Annotated in this window: 14 protein-coding genes and 1 pseudogene; 8 read left to right on the forward strand and 7 right to left on the reverse strand. The window is 71.3% G+C overall.

The genetic code is table 11. The annotated features are described in order from the left end of the window. Positions 1-21: 21 nt before the first annotated feature. Positions 22-2184 carry a patatin-like protein gene (locus AC08OJ_RS05650; RefSeq protein ID WP_476595215.1) on the forward strand — a complete coding sequence of 721 codons (2163 nt, stop codon included), beginning with the start codon at positions 22-24 and terminating at the stop codon, positions 2182-2184. Further along, positions 2160-3386, forward strand: a complete 1227-nt coding sequence (locus tag AC08OJ_RS05655) for a DUF3376 domain-containing protein (RefSeq protein WP_476595216.1) — start codon at positions 2160-2162, stop codon at positions 3384-3386. The genes AC08OJ_RS05650 and AC08OJ_RS05655 overlap by 25 nt, the downstream gene beginning before the upstream one ends. A gap of 70 nt (positions 3387-3456) precedes the next feature. Here AC08OJ_RS05655 and AC08OJ_RS05660 read toward each other — a convergent pair whose 3' ends face one another. Together AC08OJ_RS05660 and AC08OJ_RS05665 are read right to left on the reverse strand one after the other, a co-directional pair. After that, positions 3457-3981, reverse strand: coding sequence for a hypothetical protein (locus tag AC08OJ_RS05660; protein ID WP_476595217.1), 525 nt, complete (start codon positions 3979-3981; stop codon positions 3457-3459). Between the two features lie 95 nt (positions 3982-4076). Beyond that, positions 4077-4703, reverse strand: a complete 627-nt coding sequence (locus AC08OJ_RS05665; RefSeq protein ID WP_476591900.1) for a nitroreductase family protein — start codon at positions 4701-4703, stop codon at positions 4077-4079. 126 nt (positions 4704-4829) lie between these two features. Between AC08OJ_RS05665 and AC08OJ_RS05670 the strand changes: the two genes are divergently transcribed. From AC08OJ_RS05670 to AC08OJ_RS05680, 3 genes and pseudogenes are all read left to right on the forward strand, one after another. Next, on the forward strand, positions 4830-5150 hold the full coding sequence (locus AC08OJ_RS05670) for an ATP-binding cassette domain-containing protein (RefSeq protein WP_476591899.1): 321 nt from the start codon (positions 4830-4832) through the stop codon (positions 5148-5150). 155 nt (positions 5151-5305) lie between these two features. After that, positions 5306-8525 (forward strand): annotated as a pseudogene (locus AC08OJ_RS05675) (AAA family ATPase). A 590-nt stretch (positions 8526-9115) separates the two neighbouring features. Then, positions 9116-9367 carry a hypothetical protein gene (locus AC08OJ_RS05680; RefSeq protein WP_462186455.1) on the forward strand — a complete coding sequence of 84 codons (252 nt, stop codon included), beginning with the start codon at positions 9116-9118 and terminating at the stop codon, positions 9365-9367. Positions 9368-9409: 42 nt separating this feature from the next. Here AC08OJ_RS05680 and AC08OJ_RS05685 read toward each other — a convergent pair whose 3' ends face one another. Together AC08OJ_RS05685 and pgi are read right to left on the reverse strand one after the other, a co-directional pair. Next, positions 9410-9751, reverse strand: a complete 342-nt coding sequence (locus tag AC08OJ_RS05685; protein ID WP_462202732.1) for an STAS domain-containing protein — start codon at positions 9749-9751, stop codon at positions 9410-9412. Positions 9752-9845: 94 nt separating this feature from the next. Continuing rightward, a complete protein-coding gene (gene pgi, locus AC08OJ_RS05690) occupies positions 9846-11525 on the reverse strand; it encodes a glucose-6-phosphate isomerase (RefSeq protein WP_476595218.1) in 1680 nt (559 codons plus the stop codon). A gap of 269 nt (positions 11526-11794) precedes the next feature. Between pgi and AC08OJ_RS05695 the strand changes: the two genes are divergently transcribed. From AC08OJ_RS05695 to AC08OJ_RS05705, 3 genes are all read left to right on the forward strand, one after another. Further along, on the forward strand, positions 11795-14245 hold the full coding sequence (locus AC08OJ_RS05695) for a serine/threonine-protein kinase (protein ID WP_476595219.1): 2451 nt from the start codon (positions 11795-11797) through the stop codon (positions 14243-14245). A gap of 104 nt (positions 14246-14349) precedes the next feature. Next, positions 14350-15942: an FAD-binding oxidoreductase gene (locus tag AC08OJ_RS05700; RefSeq protein WP_476595220.1), complete on the forward strand. Its 1593-nt coding sequence runs from the start codon at positions 14350-14352 to the stop codon at positions 15940-15942. A 324-nt stretch (positions 15943-16266) separates the two neighbouring features. Further along, positions 16267-16425, forward strand: coding sequence for a hypothetical protein (locus AC08OJ_RS05705; RefSeq protein ID WP_476591895.1), 159 nt, complete (start codon positions 16267-16269; stop codon positions 16423-16425). A 45-nt stretch (positions 16426-16470) separates the two neighbouring features. Here the strand turns inward: AC08OJ_RS05705 and AC08OJ_RS05710 are convergent, their stop codons facing one another. From AC08OJ_RS05710 to AC08OJ_RS05720, 3 genes are all read right to left on the reverse strand, one after another. Continuing rightward, positions 16471-17466, reverse strand: a complete 996-nt coding sequence (locus AC08OJ_RS05710; protein ID WP_462202947.1) for a C40 family peptidase — start codon at positions 17464-17466, stop codon at positions 16471-16473. A 6-nt stretch (positions 17467-17472) separates the two neighbouring features. After that, entirely contained in the window at positions 17473-18144 is a 672-nt protein-coding gene (locus AC08OJ_RS05715; RefSeq protein ID WP_476591910.1) for a hypothetical protein, read from the reverse strand. Between the two features lie 40 nt (positions 18145-18184). Continuing rightward, positions 18185-18380 (reverse strand): helix-turn-helix domain-containing protein (locus AC08OJ_RS05720; RefSeq protein WP_476595221.1); only part of this gene is annotated, 196 nt, incomplete at its 5' end.

Consider the following 18380-nt stretch of genomic DNA (forward strand, 5'->3'; position numbering starts at 1 on the left):
GCACGTCTACTCTTGCCACTCATGCGCGACCCGGCCACCCAGGAGGTACGGCTCGCGGTCGTCATGACCGGTGGCGCGAGCCTCGCCGTCTGGATGGGCGGGGTCGCCACCGAGATCAACCTTGCGACCAGCCCGGGCCGTGACCGGGCCGACGAAGCGGACGCTGCCGTCGCCGCCCGTTACGCCCGGCTGGCAGCCATCCTCGACGTCGAGGTCAGTGTGGACGTACTCGCCGGCACCTCGGCCGGTGGCATCAACGCCGCCATGCTGGGCTACGCGAACACCCACCACGCCGATCTCACCCCGCTGCGGGACCTGTGGCTGTCCCTCGGCTCGCTTGACGCGCTCATGCGTACCCCCCACGAAAAGACGTATCCTTCGCTACTGCACGGGGACACCGCCGTGCTGCCCGCGCTGCACACCGCCCTGGCAGCGGTGGGGGAGACGGCCCGCCCCAACCGGGCCGGCGCGGACCGCCCGACATCGGTCTTCATCACCACGACGATCCTGCGCGGCGAGGTCGCCGAGCACGCCGACTCACTCGGCGGCACCATGTGCGACGTCGACCACCGGGGCCTGTTCGCCTTCGGCACGCAGGACCTGACCGACCCTGGCGCGGTCCCCCGTCTCGCCCTGGCCGCACGGGCCAGTTCCGCCTTTCCGGGCGCCTTCGAGCCGGCCTACGTGTCGGTGGGGCACGCCGTCGATGCCGCGCACCCGGACATGGCCCGCTACGTCAACGCCTCCCGCGGATTCCACGCCTCGGACGGCGGGATTCTGGTCAACCGCCCGATCGGACCGGCGCTGGCGGCCATCTTCGACCGGCCCGCCGAGCGCCAGGTCCGTCGCGTGCTCGCCTACGTCGTGCCCTCGCCGCGGATGCCGGTACCGATGACGGATCCGGCGGCACCGATGAACCCGGCGGCACCGACCAGGATGCCCACACCGCCCATGCCGCCCGCGGTGATCCCCACCCTCCTCCAGGTGCTCGGCGCGGCGCTGAACCAGTCGATCGGTACAGATCTGGCGACGCTGCGCGACCATAACAGCGCCGTACGCGGTACGCGGGCGAACCGACGACGGCTGCTGCGCCTCGCCCCGGCCGGTGGGCCCCGGTTAGCGGACGAGAGCGTCTATGACGCCTACCGCCGCAGCCTGGCAGAGGAGACCGCCCCACCAGTGATCGAGGCGTTGCTGCGCGTCCTCGGTGGTCGGTTCGACCTGCCCCGTCCCCCGGACACCGACGCGCTGCGCACCGACGCGGCCGGACCCGCCCGGATGACGAACGCCGCGGTCAACGCCATGGTCCAGATGCTTCCCGACCGGCTGCCGACCACGGCCGACCTCGCCGACCTGTGGCGGCTGGGCCGGCCCGCGCTCGACGCCGCCAAGGGCCTGCTGATCAACATGATCAACGAAGGGTACGTCCTCTCCCCCGAGCCGGCGGACCGGATCCGACTCGCCCGGCTCGCGGCGGCCGTGCACGGCGCCTCGCGCGCCACCATCCGGAACACCGGCACCGCAGGCACCGCGGCCCTGCGACCCGGCGTCTTCACGACGGTCGGCAAGACCCTCGGTGCGATGGCCGGGGCACCGCTGCTCGACGTCATCGCCGAGGCGGCCCGCCGCTGGTTGCGGACCGACCCGAAGGGCGACGCGAGGCAGGACGAGCTCATCCGGGCCTGGCGTTCCCTGGAACAAACGATCGAGACCCTGCGGACCGAGCTCACCGATCTCGTGGACCGGCGGTCCCCCGCGGCCCCGTCTCCGGCGGGACCAGAGACCAGGCCCGAGGGTCTCAGTCTCGGCCAGCGCCGGGCGGTGGCGGCCCGGACCCTCGCGGACTTCGTCGGCTACCTCCCGTCGACTCCCGCGGACGCCCTGATCGCCGTGCTCGACGTGCACCTGGTCGAGCGGAGCACCGGCGCCGCGGTCCTCGATCAACCGGTTGAGCTCGTCCAGATCAGCGCGGATCTACCGAACCGCCTCGATCCCGCCCGCGCGCTGGCCGAGGAGAAGGTCACAGGCCTGCAGCTGGGAAACTTCGGCGCCTTCGCGAAGTCCTCGTGGCGGGCCAACGACTGGATGTGGGGACGGCTGGACGGTGCGGGCTGGCTGGCTGGCTGGCTGGCTGGCTGGCTGGCTGGCTGGTCCGGATCATGCTGGATCCACGCCGGCTCATGATCCGCCGAGACACCGCCATCCCCGCCGTCCCCGCCGGTCACGCCCGTGCCGCGGCGCTGGCCCGCCGGGGCTGGCTGGTGGATCTGGTCGACGATCTCACCGAGGTGGCCGGCAGCCCGGCGCCACGGGAGGTACTCGACGAGCTTGGCTTTCTGACCGATCCGGACGCCCCCGTGCCGCCGAACCTGCCGGTCACGGCGACCTGGGTCGCCGCCGGCCTCCAACGGGACATCGCGGCCAAGGAGCTGGTGGGGGTCGCCGAGGCGGTGCGGCGCGACAACGAGGCCGGGGTCGATCCGCGGCCCACCGCCGACTTCCTCGCCGCCGTCGACCGGGCCCTGACCGCGGAACCAACCCGGCCCGGAACGACGACCGGACCGGGGGCCTCGGCGGCACCGGAAGCGACGGGCCCCCCGAACCTGGACGAGCCGCGCGGCGCCAAGGTCATCTCGCTGGCCGCGGCCGCGGCCGCCAGGGTCGCCGCGGGACGGACCGGTGCCCATCGGCCGGTCGGCGTCGACAGTTCGGCTCTGGCGCGCCGACCGCCCCGGCCACCCGGGCTCAGCGGCGTCCCCGTCACGCCCGGCGCGCTGCCCCCGCGAGCGGTGGACGAGGTGCTCGAGGCCTGCCGCGTCTCGGACGAACGCATCACCGACGCGGCGCAGGGCCCGATTCTGGTGACCGCCCTGGCCCAGATCGTGGCGGTGGTCGTCGCCTGGGCGGCATCGACCCGCCGGCTGCCACGGCCCCTGCGACCGGTCGCCTTCCTCGCCCGGGCCGTCACCCGTCTCGCCTTCGAGATGATCCGGGATGTCACGCACGGCCGGCGGCGGATGACGATCGCGGTGGGAACAGCGCTGGTCGGCCTCGGTACGGCCGGCGGGCTGACCGGTTCGGGCATCCTCGGCGGCCTGGGGATCGTCGTCGGCCTGATCGGCCTGCTGATGATCGGACTGACCGGCTGGCGGCACCTGCCCGGAGGACTGGCGGTCGTGGGAGCCGGGCTCATCGCGGTGTTCGCGGCGGCCGGTGCCGTTCCGGTGATCCATGACCGGCTCTTCCCCTGGCTACACGACGACGTCGTGCCATACCTGGCCGATCATCCGTGGGCATGGGCGACCGTCTTCGGAGCCCTGGTGCTGCCGGCTCTCTGGTCCGTCGCCGAGGCCCTCGCCACCCGCCGGGCCCGCCGCAACGGCTGATCATCCCGGTAGGCACGGCCCGGCGGTCCGCGCCACCGGCACCGGTGGCTCGGTGACGTGGTGACCCGGTTCAGGAGATGTCAGACCAGGTCAGGGTGCCCGTCGGGTCTCGAAGGCAGGACACCGGGCGGCCGGCGGAGTCCTGGACGATGCGCCCGACGTCCTCGGGGTCACAGTTCCCGCCCTCATCCGGCCGGGTCACGAGAGCCGGGGCGGGCGGCTCCGTGGACCATCGACCAATGCCGGCCAGGCCGGTCCCGCCGACGGGCGCGCAGAACAGCACAAGGCCGTTCACGGCGGTCGCGGGCGAGGTGTCCTCGGTGGGGGAACAGGCCTCTCCGACGAAGACGGAGGATGCTTGCGGAGTCGGCACCGGCGGTGACGCGACACCATCCGGGGCGGCGGAGGCCCCGGGCGTGCCCGGGCCGCCCGGGTCCTGAGACGACGCACTCGGCATGACCACCGAGCCCGGCCGGGCGGCCGAGCCGCCGGACCCGCTCGACCCCGGATCCGAGCATCCGACGACCAGCGCAAGCAGCAGCCCCCCGGCCACGCTCAGGCCGAGACGGCCACGGCCTCGAAGACCGCCACACACGGCGCACCTCCCGTCGCACCTCGGGAGCCGGAGTCATACCCCGGTCCAGGCCGCCCGATCTCAAGACCTGTGTTCCAGCTTAGGTAGCCTGCCGCTCACACCGTGGTCACTTGCCCGAACTGGGAGATCCGATCGTCCGCTGCCACGGGAACCAGCGTCCCGTCGGCCTCCATCTCCGCCGCGACCTGGGCCAGCCGAACGGCGGGCCGCGCCGGCAGCGGCGCGGTGCCCGCCTGGGTCCCGAGCTCCACCCAGCCGACCAGCGCCTCGTCCGACGTCAGCCCGAACGCCTCCCGGACCTCGGCGCTGCCCTGCATCGGCACCGACTTCCAGGCCGAGGCGACGCCGAGCGCGTGCGCGGCCAGGCAGATGTTCTGCGCCGCCGCCGCGGCCGAGGCGTCCTGCTCGGCGACCGGAACCTTCGAACCGACGTGGGAGGCGACGACGGCGATGAACGCCGGGGAACGGGTGGCCTTGCCGACGGTCTTGCGGATGACCGGCTCGGGCAACCCGCCGACGGTCTCGGCGGCCCGCTTGATCGCCGCCGCCAGGGTGGCGCGAGCATCGCCCCGCACGACCACGAAGCGCCAGGGCCGCAGCATCTTGTGATCCGGCGCCGTGGTGGCGGCACTAAGTATGATCATAATCTGCTCCGCCGTCGGACCGGGTTCGACGAGCCGGGTCGCTGTACGGCGCGTCATCAGGCAGGCGAGAGCGTCCATGAAAACTCCTTGGGGGATCGCGGTTCGGGGAACCCGGGAAGTACCGGTCTCCCGGCCGGCGACCGCGACCCGGCCGGCGGTGACAGCCGCCGGTGGATCTGGAACAGCGACAGGTTACCGTAGAGATTGCCCCGCTCGAACCTCCGCCGGGAGGCTCTCGTCACCGCCGTCGTTGAAATAGACCATCTGGCCAAGCGATACGGGTCCCAGCGCGCCGTCCGGGACGTGAGTTTCACGGTGCGGGAAGGGAACATCACCGGTTTTCTGGGGCCGAACGGCCCCGGCAAGACAACGACGCCGCGCATCCTGCTGGGTCTGGTCACCCCTGGCTCCGGCAGCGTGGTGTTCTTTGGTGGCTGCGGGGCGGTCGAGGTGAACGCGGGCGGCTGGGGAGCGTTGGCCCAGGTGGCGGCGCTCCTCGCGGTGCGGCGGGAGCTGCCGTCATGACCGCGCCAAGCCGGCCGTCGGCGGATGAACCGCCCGGGTCGCGCCGTCCCGGCTGGGACTCGACGGTGGCACCGGCGTGGGACGGATCACCTCAGGCGACTCGGGTACGCACATCCCCCACCGCCTCGGGTCGCGATCGGCCTACCATCCGGCATATGGTGCCGTGCCCGACCTGCGCGGAGGACAACCCCGAGCGGGCGCGCTTCTGCTCCGGATGTGGGAACCCCCTTCCCACCCTGGGGAGCGGCGCCCGGAAAACCGTGACGATCATGTTCGTGGACATCACCGGGTCCACCGACATCGGCGAGAGAATCGACTCCGAACCGCTGCAGCAGGTCATGTGGCGGTTCTTCACCACCGTCCGTGAAGTGATCTACACCCACGGCGGGTCGGTCGAGAAGTTCATTGGCGACGCCGTCTTCGGCATTCCCGTGCTGCACGAGGACGACGCGCTGCGCGCGGGTCGCGCCGCCCTCGACATCCGGGCGGCGATGGAGGCGCTCAACGCCGACCTGCAGCGCGAGTGGGGCCTGAAACTGCGGGTGCGGGATCGGGATCAACACCGGCGAGGTGACCGTCGCCGGCGGTGGCGTCACCGGCGATCCGGTGAACGTCGCCTCCCGGCTGGAACACGCCGCTCCCCCTGACGAGATCCTCATCGGGGACACCACCTACCGCTTCATCCGGCACAGCGTCACGGTGAGCCCGCTCGGCCCCTTGGTCGTCCAGGGCAAGCGCGACCCGCTGCGGGTGCACCGATTGATCGGGCTGGTCGACCCGACCGCGGGTCCCGGCAGCCGGGCCCCGACCCACGGCTTCACCGCCCCGGTCATCGGGCGTAACCGGGAACGCCGCCGGCTGCAGGACGCCTTCGAGGCCGTGGTCGAGGAACGCACCTGCCACCTGTTCACCGTGCTGGGCCCGGCGGGCATCGGCAAGTCCCGGATGGTCGGCGAGTTCTGCGCGGCCATGGCGAACCGGGCGACCGTGCTCACAGGGCGTTGCCTGTCCTACGGCGAGGGCATCGCCTACTGGCCGCTGATGGAGATGGTGCGCCAGGCCACCGGTCTGTCCGCCGACGAGAGCGCCCCGGACGGGCGGCGTCGGCTGCGGGAACTGCTCGACGGTGTCACCCAGGCGGCGGAGATCGTCGAGGCGCTCGCGCCCCTGGTGGGGCTGGGCGGCGCGGAACTCGGTCCGCAGGAGAGCTTCTGGGCCGTCCGGTCCTTCTTCCAGGCGCTGGCGGCCCGACGCCCGCTGATCCTGTGGTTCGACGACGTGCACTGGGCCGAGCCGACCCTGCTCGACCTGCTGGAGAACATCGCCGACTGGTCCCGCGACGCCCCCATCATGCTGCTGTGCCTGGCCCGCCCGGAACTGCTGGAGGAGCGGCGGGACTGGGGAGGCGGCAAACTCAACGCCACCTCGATGCTGCTGGCGCCGCTGACCGAGGCACGCTGCCAGCGCCTGATCCGCACCCTGATGGGCTCCGACGACCTCGACCCGGCCCTCGTCTCCCGGATCACTACCTCCGCGGCCGGCAACCCACTGTTCGTCGAGCAGATGGTGGCGGCCCTCGTCGACGACGGCCTGCTGCGCCGGGAGGGCAGCCGGTGGATCGCCACCGGCAGCCTGCGCAACGTGACGGTGCCGCCGACCATCTCGTCCCTGCTCGCGGCCCGGCTCGACCGGCTCGACCCGCCCGAACGGCGGGTCCTTGAACGCGCCGCCATCGTGGGGGAACGCTTCTACCTCGACGCCGTCATCGACCTGTCGGACCCGAACGAACAGCCGATGGTCGCCGCCCACTGCCTGAGCCTGGTCCGCAAGGAACTGGTACATCCGGACCGGTCCGACCTGCCCGGCGTCGAGGCGTTCCGGTTCCTGCACGTGCTGCTGCGCGACTGCGCCTACCAGTCCACCGCCAAACGGCAGCGCGCCGATCTGCACCAGCGGTTCGCCCAGTGGCTGCAGACCCGGCTGGAGGGCGGCCCCGGTGAGCACGACGAACTGGTCGGCTACCACCTGGAGCAGGCGTTCCGTTACCGGGTGGAGATCGGGCAGCGCGACACCGAGACGGTCGAGCTGGGCCGATCCGCGGCGACCTGTCTGATCGAGGCGGCGGACCGGGTACGCCAGGGCGACGAGACCGGCGCGGCCCAGCTGCTCAAGCGGGCCATCACCCTGCTGCCCGAGACGGACCCGCTGCGGCTACGGGCCGAGATCGACCTCGGCTGGGCGCTGTACTCGTTCGGCCGGCTCTCCGACGCCGAGCGCATCCTGCGCCAGGTGACCGAGCGGGCCCGGCGCGCCGGGGAGGAGGGCCTGCGGGCCCATGCCCGGCTCGCGTACCTGCGGGTGCTGTTCTCCACCGATCCGGAGGGCCTGGTCGCCAGGACGCTGACCGAAGCCGCGGCGTGCCTGACCAACTTCGTGCAGGCCGGCGACGAGGTCGGCGCGGCGCTCGCCTGCCGCAGCCAGGCCAACGCCTACCTGGCGGCCGGGCAGTTCGCCGCGGCCGAGCGGGCGATGGAGAACGCCGTCCAGCATGCGGAAGAGTCCGGCGTGCCCCGGGCCGCGCAGTCGCTGCGCCGGGAGCTCACCATGCTCATGAGCTGGGGGCCCCGGCCAGTCGCCGTCGGGATCACCCGGGCAAACGAGGCCCTCGACGCCGCTGACGACGACCGGGCTCTGCGTCGGGCCGTGCTCGCCCAGCTCGCGGTCCTCACCGCCATGTCGGGGGATCTGGAGGGCGCGCAGATCCATCTCAAGGCGACCGAGGAGATCGTTCACGACCTGCGCGCCCCTCGGGTCGACCCCTTTCATGGCGGGTTCGTCGTGGCCCGGGTGGCACTGCTCGCCGACGAGCTGGCAGTCGCCGAGCGGGAACTGCGGCGAAGCTGCCGGCAGCTGTCCCGGATGGGGGAACGCGCGTTCCTGGCCAACCGGGCCGCGGCACTCGCCGACGTTCTCGTCCGGCTCGGCAAGGTCGACGACGCGGGCAAGTACGTCACCCGGTGTCGGGACGCCGCTGCCGCCGATCAGCTACCGGCCCAGGCCGGATGGTGCGGGGTCCACGCGAAGCTCTTGGCGCTGCGCGGCCGCGATGCCGAGGCCCTCCGGTTCGCCGACACCGCCGTCGATCTCGCCAGCCGCACCGACGACACCGACGGCCAGGGACACGCGCTGCTGTCCCGCGCCGAGGTGCTCTACCGGGCCGGCCGCAAGGACGACGCCGCCGAGAGCCTGGAAGCTGGCATCACCCGGTATCTGCACCGGGGCAACGTCGCCGCGGCAAACCTCGGCCGCCGGCTGTTCGGCACGCTCGACGGCCCCCCGCCAGGGACGGGAGGCCCCTCGCCGGGAACGGGATAGCGGGGCGGCCCGCGCCCGCGCGCTCAGCGCAGCAGTCCGCGCAGCCGCGCCTGCTTCCTGCAACCAGTACATCTCCTGCGCCCACAACCGCAGCCGCTCGACGGCGGCGAGCTCGTCGGCCAGAGCCTGCGCCACGGACGGCCGGCTCAGCACCTCAACGCCGAGGGGCGCCCACTGCCAGTCGGCCTCCTCCTCGCAGGCTCGCTGGTAGGCGGCCCGCCGCAGGGCTATCTCGGCAAGGGCGAAATCGACCTGCTCGGAGAGCAGGTCGAGACGCACAAACAGGTCCGCGTCACGAACCCACGGACGGCCGCTATAAGCGGGCAACGGAACGGGCCGCGCAGACATATTGGGGGAAGGGTACGAGCCCGCGGACACCGGGAACAACACGCATCCCGGAACAGACCCCTGAGCTGCGGTTTATTCTTCCACCCGGCCGGAATCGGCGACCCCCTCGGGGAGAACCCGGTGGACACCCGAGTCGGGTGAGACGACGGTCGGGACGTGAGCAACGGAGGTCCGAGGGTAACGCCTACGGTACGGCGTCCATGGTGCCGATCAGATCCGTAAGCCAGCCTGGGGGTCTTTCGGTGAGTCTCACACCACCCGTCCTGCTGATGGTGCTCGGTTTTCCACTCTTCGTGATGGCGGGGATGCTCATGATGGGCGGGATCGAGAAACGTCTGATCGGCTCCCGCGGGTTGCTCTCCCTGGTCACCGAGGACGGCACCGCCTCGGTGGGCGACTCCGGACCATCCGGTGCACGACCGTCACCCAGCGCACCCGCCACCCTCAGCGCACCCGCGTCATCGGGCGATCGGACGTCACCGCTCATCAGCTGAGCCGTCTCCCAGCCCGCGGGGTGCGGACAGGTGAGGCGGCGGTCAGCGGCGGCGGGATCCCCCGCCGACCCGCAGTCGACCGTCGAGACCGGCCTCCCGCAACAACGCGGCGAACGCCGGCGTGGGTGCCTGGATCTCCAGACGTGAGTGCACCCGGCGGAGCAGCAGATCGGCGCGGAGCAGAGCGGCGAGCCCCGGAATGTCGATCGAACGCAGGCCCGCGACATCCACCGTGACCGTCCCCCCGCCCCGGCCGAGATGCTCGCCGATCTGCTCACGGAACCGGAGCCGCCCGGCAGTGTCGAGTTCCCCGGCGAGTTCGATGAGCACGTCCTCGCCTGTCCGCTGCACGGACATCCGCAAGGCTCCAGCATCCACCCGCATGACTTCCACCCCCCGATGTCGTCACTGCGTGGAGTCACCCCCCGATCAGTTACGCAGAGTAACATGCCTCGGTTAGCTGGATCCCCGGCGGACGTCAGCCGGCGCGCAGACGCTTGATCAGAGCGTTTGTCGAGCTATCATGCCCCAGCTCCGGTTCCTGCTCGGACCCGAGTTCCGGAATGATCCGACCGGCCAGCACCTTGCCGAGCTCCACGCCCCATTGGTCGAAACTGTTGATCCCCCAGATGACACCCTGGGTGAACACCTTGTGCTCGTATAGTGCGATCAGCTGACCGAGGGTGAACGGAGTCAGCTTCTGGGCGAGCAGGGTGTTCGAGGGTCGATTACCCGGGAAGGTCCGATGTGCAACGAGGCCCGGCGCGACACCCTCGGCGGCCACCTCCGCGGCTGTCCGGCCGAACGCGAGGGCCTCCGTCTGCGCCAGGAAGTTGGCCAGCAGCAGGGCATGCTGGTCCACCCCGGCGCCGTCCGCCGTGCCCACCCCGGGATGGTTCGGCCGGACGAAGCCGATGAAATCAGCCGGGACGATCGTCGCCCCCTGGTGCAGGAGCTGATAGTACGCATGCTGTCCGTTCGTGCCGGGAGTCCCCCAGACAATCGGTCCGGTCGGCGTCGGCACGGGCCGCCCGGTGAGATCGACCGACTTCCCGTTGCTCTCCATGTCCAGCTGCTGGAGATAAGCCGGGAATCGGCCCAGGTAGTGGCTGTAGGGCAGCACCGCGTGCGTCGCGGTACCGAAGAAGTCGCGGTACCACAGGCCGATCAGGCCGAGCAGAACCGGAAGGTTCCGCTCGAACGGAGCCGTCCGGAAGTGCGTGTCCATGGCGGCGAAACCGGCGAGGAACTCCCGGAAGTTCGGCGGCCCGATCGCGATCATCAGCGAGAGGCCGATCGCGGAGTCCACCGAGTACCGGCCGCCCACCCAGTCCCAGAACTCGAACATGTTCTCGGTGTCGATACCGAACTCGGCGACCTTCTCGGCATTCGTGGAGACCGCGACGAAATGCCGGGAAACGGCGTCCTCGCCGAGCAGGCCGGTGAGCCAGGACCGCGCGGCCCGCGCATTGGAGATTGTTTCCAGGGTGGTGAACGTCTTGGACGAGACGATGAACAGGGTGCTGGCCGGATCGAGATCGGCGGTGGCCTCCCAGATGTCGGTGGGGTCGACGTTGGAGACGAACCGGACTTCGATCGACCGGTCGGCATAGTCGCGCAGGGCGTCGTAGGCCATGGCGGGTCCCAGGTCGGAGCCGCCGATGCCGATGTTGACCACCGTCCGGATCCGCTCACCGGTGGCACCCAGCCATTCTCCCGACCGCACCCGGTCGGCGAATCGGGACATCGCGTCGAGCACCCGATGCACATCGGGGACGACGTCGGCGCCATCCACCTCGATCCGGGTTCCGGCCGGGGCGCGCAACGCCACGTGCAACACCGGTCGGTTCTCGGTGACGTTGATCCTCTCGCCCTGGAACATCGCCTCGATCCGGTCCGCCAGCCCGGCGCGCCGGGCCAGCGCGGTCAGCAACTCGACGGTGCGCGCGGTCAGCCGGTTCTTGGAGTAGTCAAGATAGAGTCCGTCCGATTCGACGACGAACGTCTCGCCACGCCGGGGATCGGCGGCGAACAGATCCCGCAGGGACACCTCGGACACCTCGGAGATCTCGCGCAGATGCGTGGTGAGCGCCGCCCATTCCTCGGTCGCGGTGATGTCCAGCGGAGCCACCGGGGCAGCGGGCTCGGTTGTCGACATGACGTGGGATGCCCTTCCTCGCAGGTTCAACATGTGCCGCAGTGCCCATCATCCGCACTGCGGCGACGGCGGCGCTCGCCAGCCCCGTCGGCCTGCCCGTGTCGCCGATCCGGCACGCCGGACCGGCCGGCCGGGGGTAGGGAATGGGGGGTCAGGGCCGTAGGATCACCAGGAACCCGACGAAGGGCGTCATTGCAGGCCAGGATGGTTCTCGGCGCACGGGTAGCGGTACAGCGGATGCCCGGCGTGGTAGCGGACGGATCTGGACCTTGTTGATAGATAAATCTCAGGTGGAGGCGGCGCTTCCCGGTTACTCCGTCGAGGGCGACCTGGGCCGGGGTGGCTACGGGCTCGTGCTGGCCGGCCAGCACCGGCTCATCGGCCGCAAGGTCGCGATCAAGATCCTGCTGGACACCTCCGACGACCCCGATCTGCGTGCCCGCTTCCTGTCCGAGGCTCGGGTGCTGGCTGAACTGGACCATCCGCACATCGTGCGTATCCACGATTACGTGGAGCACGAGGGCACCTGCCTGCTCGTCATGGAGCTGCTCTCCGGCGGCACGCTCAAACAGCGGATGAGCTCGGGACCGGTCTCCGCCGAGACCACCTGCTCGATCGGGCTCGCGGCCGCGGCCGCCCTCGCCACAGCGCACGGCCACGGAGTGCTGCACCGGGACATCAAGCCGGACAACATCATGTTCGCCGGCGACGGGCTGCTGAAGGTGACCGACTTCGGCATCGCCAAGATTTTCGACGGAGCGGAGACCACCGCCAGCGCGATCCTGGGAACGCCGCGTTACATGGCTCCCGAGCAGATCATAGGGACGCGTCTCTTCCCGTCCACCGATCTTTACGCCCTCGCGGGTGTGCTCTACGAGATGATCGCCAACCGACCGCTGTTCGGCCGTCAGATGGCGGTGCAGCCGCTGACCCACCACCATCTGACAATCATGCCGGAACCGCTCACCATGGTTCCGCCACCCGTCTCCGCGGTGATCCTGCGGGCGCTGGCGAAGGATCCGGGCACCCGCTTCGCCGACGCCGCCGACTTCGCCCTGGAACTCGCCCGAGCGAGCAGCCGCGCGTTCGGCCCGACCTGGCTGTCCCGGTCCGACGTCAAGGTGCGGATCGACGACGAGATCCGGGAGGCCGCGCTCGCCACCTCGACCACTCCGCGCCCGCCGGCCCCCGGTCGACCCGGCTTCCCTGGCGCGCCACCGGGCGGACCGGGCCCACGGATCGGGTACCCGGGCACACCGAACGGCACGAACGGGCCGAGGAGTCCCGCCATGCCGAGTGGTCCCGGAGCACCCGGTGGTCCGGTCAGCCGTCCGATGGGGGGATACCCACCACCGGTTGGGCCGGGCTGGGGTGGATTCCCGCCGGGCAACACTCCACCGCCGCGGTCGACCCCACCGCCGCGGCCGCTCGGCCCCGGGTACGGCGGCCCCGGGTACGGCGGACCGGGCGGCCCCGGCGACCAGACGTACCGGCCCGGTCCGGGGGGACCGGTGCACGGGATGGCGGGGGTACCACCGACCGCCACCCGCCAGGCCGGGCACCAGTCGAATCCGAACGCCCGTAACCGGACGCCGCTCATCATCGGAGCGGTCGCGTTCGTCGTCATCGTCGCCCTCACCGTCGGCATCGTGGCAGCGGTGACGAACTCGGGCGGCGGCAGCCGCGGCGGTGACCGCGGCGGCGGCACGGCACGCCTCGCAACCGCCTACCGGGGAACGGCGCTGTCGGTGCAGGGCCTGAGCCCCTACAGCGTCGATGTCGATCCCGACGGCTCGCTGCTCGTCTCCAGCCTCGCGACGGACCGCATCCAGAAGATCACCCCTGCCGGGGCGGTCAGCGACCTCGCGGGCACCGGAGCCGGCGGGATCAGCGGCGACGGCGGCCCGGCCAGCGCGGCGCAGCTTGACGGGCCCGGATCGACCACCCGTGACAAGGCCGGCAACATCTACATCGGGGACGCGAAGAACAACCGGATCCGCAAGATCAGCCCAGCCGGGGTAATCACTACGATCGCCGGCACCGGTGACGCCGGTTACGGCGGCGACGGCGGCCCAGCCACCGCGGCGAAGATCAACAGTGCGGAAAAGGTGACCACCGGGCCGGACGGCAGCGTCTACCTCTCCGATTACGAGAACCACCGGATCCGCAAGATCAGCCCGCAGGGGATCATCACCACGTACGTGGGCACCGGAGTCGCGGGTTACACCGGCGCCGGCGGCCCGGCCACCGCAGCGAAGATCAACGGCCCGAACGATCTCCAGATGACCGACGACGGCACCCTCTACTTCGCCGACCTCGCCAGCGACACCATTCAGAAGGTGACCCCGGGCGGGATCATCACCACCGTCGCCGGGACCGGCGAGGAGGGCTTCTCGGGTGACGGCGGCCCGGCCACCCGGGCCAAGCTGAACGTGCCGTCGCTCACCGTCGGCCCGGACGGCCGGACGCTCTACCTCGCCGACTACCGCAACCACCGGATCCGCCGGGTCGACCCGAACGGCGTGATCACCACGATCGCCGGCACCGGCGTCGAAGGCTCCGGCGGCGACGGCGGCCCAGCGGCCGCCGCCCAGTTCAAGAACCCGAGCTCGGTCGCGGTCGACGGCAGCGGCGCGCTCTACATCGCGGACAACGGCAACGACCGGGTGCGCCGCATCGATCCGAACGGCACCATCACGACCGTCGCCCAACCGGGCTAGGGTATCGCCGGTGACCTAGGGTATCGCCAATGACACGGATGGTCGGACGACTCGTGACGACCATCGTCCACTCCCCGGACTCGTAGCAGCCGTGAGGACTGACCGTGGATGACGAGCCTGACCGACGATCGGTGTTACGGACCGCCGGAGCCGGCGGGCTCGGACTCGCCGCGCTCGGGCTCGGTGGCGGCCTGATGAGCGCCTGCCAGCAGGAGGACGCCCCCCACCCGACACCGACGGAGATCGACTGGCGCACGCTCGACGAACGGCTGATCGGTCCGCTGTTGCGACCGACCGATCCGGACTACGCTGTCGCCAGCATGCTGTTCAACCCGGCTTTCGACGCGGTACGCCCGCAGGCGGTGGTTCGTGCCATGTCTGCGGGGGACGTCACGGCCTGCATCGACTTCGCCCGCTCCACCGGGATACATCTCGTCGCGCGGGCCGGTGGCCACAGCTACGGGGGCTACTCGACGACGACCGGGCTGGTCGTGGACGTGACTGCGATGGCGTCGGTCCGGCCGGGGCCCGACGGCACCGCGCTGATCGGGGCCGGAGCGCTGTTGATCGACGTCTACTCCGCACTTGCCGAGAACGGGCTGGCGCTGCCGGCCGGATCATGCCCGACCGTCGGCATCGCCGGGCTCGCCCTCGGCGGTGGCATCGGAGTATTGAGCCGGCGCTACGGTCTGACCTGCGATCGGATGGTCTCCGCCGAGGTCGTGCTGGCCTCCGGGGAGACCGTGCGCACCGACGCCGACACCGAGCCGGACCTCTTCTGGTCGCTACGCGGCACGGGCGGGGGCAACGTCGGCATCGTGACGTCGTTCACCTTCGCCACCCATCGGGCGACACCGTTGGTGCTGTTCACCTACCGCTGGCCCTGGGACGTGGCCGCGGACGTGCTCACCGCGTGGCAGGGCTGGATCGCCGACAGCGGCGGCGCGCCAGAGGACCTGTGGTCGACCTGCGTCATGACCTCGATGCCGACGACCGGGGTCACCGGCAGTCCGGCCCTGCGGGTGAGCGGCGTGCTCGCGGGCGGCGCCGACGACACGCGGATCACGTGGCTGCGGGATCGACTCGCCAACCTCGTCGCCGCCGTCGGCCGGAGGCCCTCGAGCACCTTCGTCGCCCAGCGTGGCCATCTCGAAACGATGCTGCTCGAGGCGGGCTGCGCGGGCAAAAGCGTTGACACGTGCCACCTGCGCGACCGAACGCCCGGAGGCACCCTGCCACGGGTGGCCCAACGGGCCGCCTCGGCGTTCCTCGCCGAACCGATGCCAGCCGGCGGGGTCGAGACGATGCTCGCCGCGCTCGAGCGACGCCAACGCACGCCCGGGGCCGGTCCGGGTGGCATGATCCTGGATTCCTGGGGCGGCGCGATCAACCGGGTCGGCCCGGGTGACACGGCGTTCGTGCACCGCGACACGCTCGCCAGCGCCCAGTTCGTCGCCGGGTACTCCGTCGACGCCTCCCCGGCGGACAAAGAGGCTAACCAGAGCTGGTTGCGATCCACGGTGGCGGCGACGGCGCCGTTCATGTCGTCGTCGGCGTACCAGAACTACATCGACCCGGACCTCACCACCTGGGCCGATGCGTACTACGGGGCGAACCTTCCACGGTTACGCCAGGTCAAGCGCGCCTACGACCCGGACAACCTGTTCCGCTTCGCGCAGAGCATCGCGCCGTCCTAAGCGGTCCCGGCGGTCCCGAGCGGGGGCTTCCCCGGCCAGGCCGGCCATTGCCCCGGGCAGCCACCCCGCGCCGGGAATCGAGGTCGACCGACCCGGGGTGGCATGCACTATTAGATCCGTTCACGTATCCGTTGCCTACTGCCCACCTATGGTCAGATCCCTGTCCATCCGCTGTCCCCCGGCCCCGCCACCGCGCAGTTCACTCACCGCTCCGGCGATTCATCTTGCGGCAACTACTCAAGGTGAGTACACACATGCTGTCGGTAACACACCGGCGTTGGTGTCCGTCTGGCCGTGTCGACTGGGTTTTCTGTGAGGTCCTCGATGAAAAGAATCTTCTGGCCGTATGGTGTCGGGCTGTTCGCCCTGTTCTTCGTGGTGACGGCACCGGGTAACGCCGCCGATGTAGTGCACAGCGCCGTCGGTGCGCTCGGTGGTGTGGCCGACGGACTGTCCACCTTCGTGTCCCAGGCGGCTACCTGACCGGAGCGACAGCACACCCGGAGTGTCCGGAACAGGAAATCCGGATCAGGAAAGCTGCCTAGCCAGCGGCCTGGTCACGGCCACGGTCCCACTCCAGTCCGAGATGTCGGATTCGACGACCCCCCACCGCGCTCCCTTGGCTGCGATGACCCGGCCGTCGCCGATGTACATCCCGACATGGCCCGGTGCCTCGGCGGTGCCGTCGGGGCCCGGGGTGAACAGCAGGTCCCCCGGCTGCGGATCAACGCCCGCGACCTGCGGGCCGAACCGCAGCTGGTCGGTCGTCACGCGGGGGAGCTCGATGCCGATGCGGCGATACGCCTCCCGGACCAGCGACGAGCAGTCCCAGGCCTCGGGACCGGTCGCACCCCAGACGTAAGGCTTGCCGATCTGCGACTGCATGAAGGCGACCATCGGGGCGACCGAACCAGCGGGGATGCCGACGCCGAGCTCCAAGGCGTCGCCGTACACCTGCGCCTGCGCGAGGATCGCGCGGACGTAGTTACGCGTCTCGGTGTACGGCGGAATGCCGGCGAAGGCAAGCACCGCACCCGCTCCCGCGTTGTACGCGGCCAGCATCTTCTCCTGGGCCGCGCCGGACACGGAGGCGACCGAGGCCGCCACCGCGCAGTCGTACCGGGCCGCCGCGGGGATCGCGTCGGCCGGGTTCCACACGTCGCCCTGCCCGTGGGACGCCCACGTCCCGGGCATGAACTGGGCGATCCCCATCGCGCCCACGGGTGACCGGGCCCGCGGGTTGAAACCCGACTCCTGGTGTAACTGGGCGGCCAGCAGGGCGGGAGTCACCTCGGCGCATCCGGCCGCGTTCGCCGCATCAATGATCGTCTGCAGGTACTCGGCCGGGATGCCGTCGGAGTTCCTGATGGTCCGGTTACCCCCGCCCTGATCCTGGATGAAGGGACCAGCGATGATCAGAATGAGGACGGAGACCAGCATGACAACGCCGCCGATGACGAGAGCCGCGCCCGCCCCCGTCCAGACCAGCCAGCGGGAACGCTTACGGGTGAAGCCGCGGGCCATCACGCCTCACCGGCCCGGTGCGTCGCCGGCGATGCTCGACAGATCCGCGCCGGCGACCCGCCACGTCCCGTCGGTCTGGCGCAGGAGAGTGAGCGCCGGGGTGGACAGCGCCACCACCGGGGCGGCGCCGCCCGCCGCCGTCTCGCGGCGCACGTTCAGCTGAAGCACCACCCGACCGGTGGCCGTCGTGTCGATCCCGCCCAGGGGCGTGGTCGCCAGCACGGTCACCCGCGAGTGGGTGCCCGCGGCGCGCACCTCCTGCCACGCCTGGCCGTCCTCGCCGGCAGCGGTTCCGGGCCCCCCGGCGCCCGAACCACCGAGGCCCGCACCCCCGGCGCCCAGGCTGGCCGCGAAGTCCTCGGTGAGGCAGTCGCGGGCCCGCTCGACACCGGCTGCCGGGCCGGGGTCCGTCCGGGCGTCGAAGGACTGCCAGCGCGTGAAGCAGTCGGCGACTACCGCCGCCGGGTCCTTCCGGTCCACCTCGCCGGTGGGTAGCGCAGACGCGGTGGCCAGCGGCGGACCCGGCGCCTGACTCGCCCCGGGCGGTGGCCCCGTGGTGGCGGACGGGGCGGGAGACGGAGCGGGGGACGGATCGGCAGCACTGCCCGGCGCGCCGCATCCGGCCACGGTGCCCACGGTGAGCAGCAGTCCGACGGCCAGCCAGAACCGGGGCCTCACCGCGGCCGGCCGGAGCGAGGCGGCACCGAGGTGAGAGCGCTCATTCCCGACCGTCCAGCCAGTCCCGCACCCGCCCCCGACGCACCCGCCACTGGTGACCGACCTTGCGGGCCGGGATGGCCCGTTCCGAAAGCAGCTTGAGGACGGTGCTCTCCGACAACCGCAACCAGGCGACCAGTTCATCGACGGTGAGCACTTCGTCGTCGTCGGAGGGTCGGGAGGGCGCACCACCGGCG

The sequence above is a fragment of the Frankia sp. CgKIO3 genome (genome assembly GCF_977946435.1).

Bases quoted from the DNA above. Each gene is read 5' to 3' on its own strand.
- AC08OJ_RS05665 (WP_476591900.1), bottom strand. From the start codon at position 4,703: ATGGACGCTCTCGCCTGCCTGATGACGCGCCGTACAGCGACCCGGCTC.
- pgi (WP_476595218.1), bottom strand. From the start codon at position 11,525: ATGTCGACAACCGAGCCCGCTGCCCCGGTGGCTCCGCTGGACATCACC.
- AC08OJ_RS05685 (WP_462202732.1), bottom strand. From the start codon at position 9,751: ATGCGGGTGGATGCTGGAGCCTTGCGGATGTCCGTGCAGCGGACAGGC.
- AC08OJ_RS05705 (WP_476591895.1), top strand. From the start codon at position 16,267: ATGAAAAGAATCTTCTGGCCGTATGGTGTCGGGCTGTTCGCCCTGTTC.
- AC08OJ_RS05650 (WP_476595215.1), top strand. From the start codon at position 22: ATGCGCGACCCGGCCACCCAGGAGGTACGGCTCGCGGTCGTCATGACC.
- AC08OJ_RS05655 (WP_476595216.1), top strand. From the start codon at position 2,160: ATGCTGGATCCACGCCGGCTCATGATCCGCCGAGACACCGCCATCCCC.
- AC08OJ_RS05710 (WP_462202947.1), bottom strand. From the start codon at position 17,466: ATGGCCCGCGGCTTCACCCGTAAGCGTTCCCGCTGGCTGGTCTGGACG.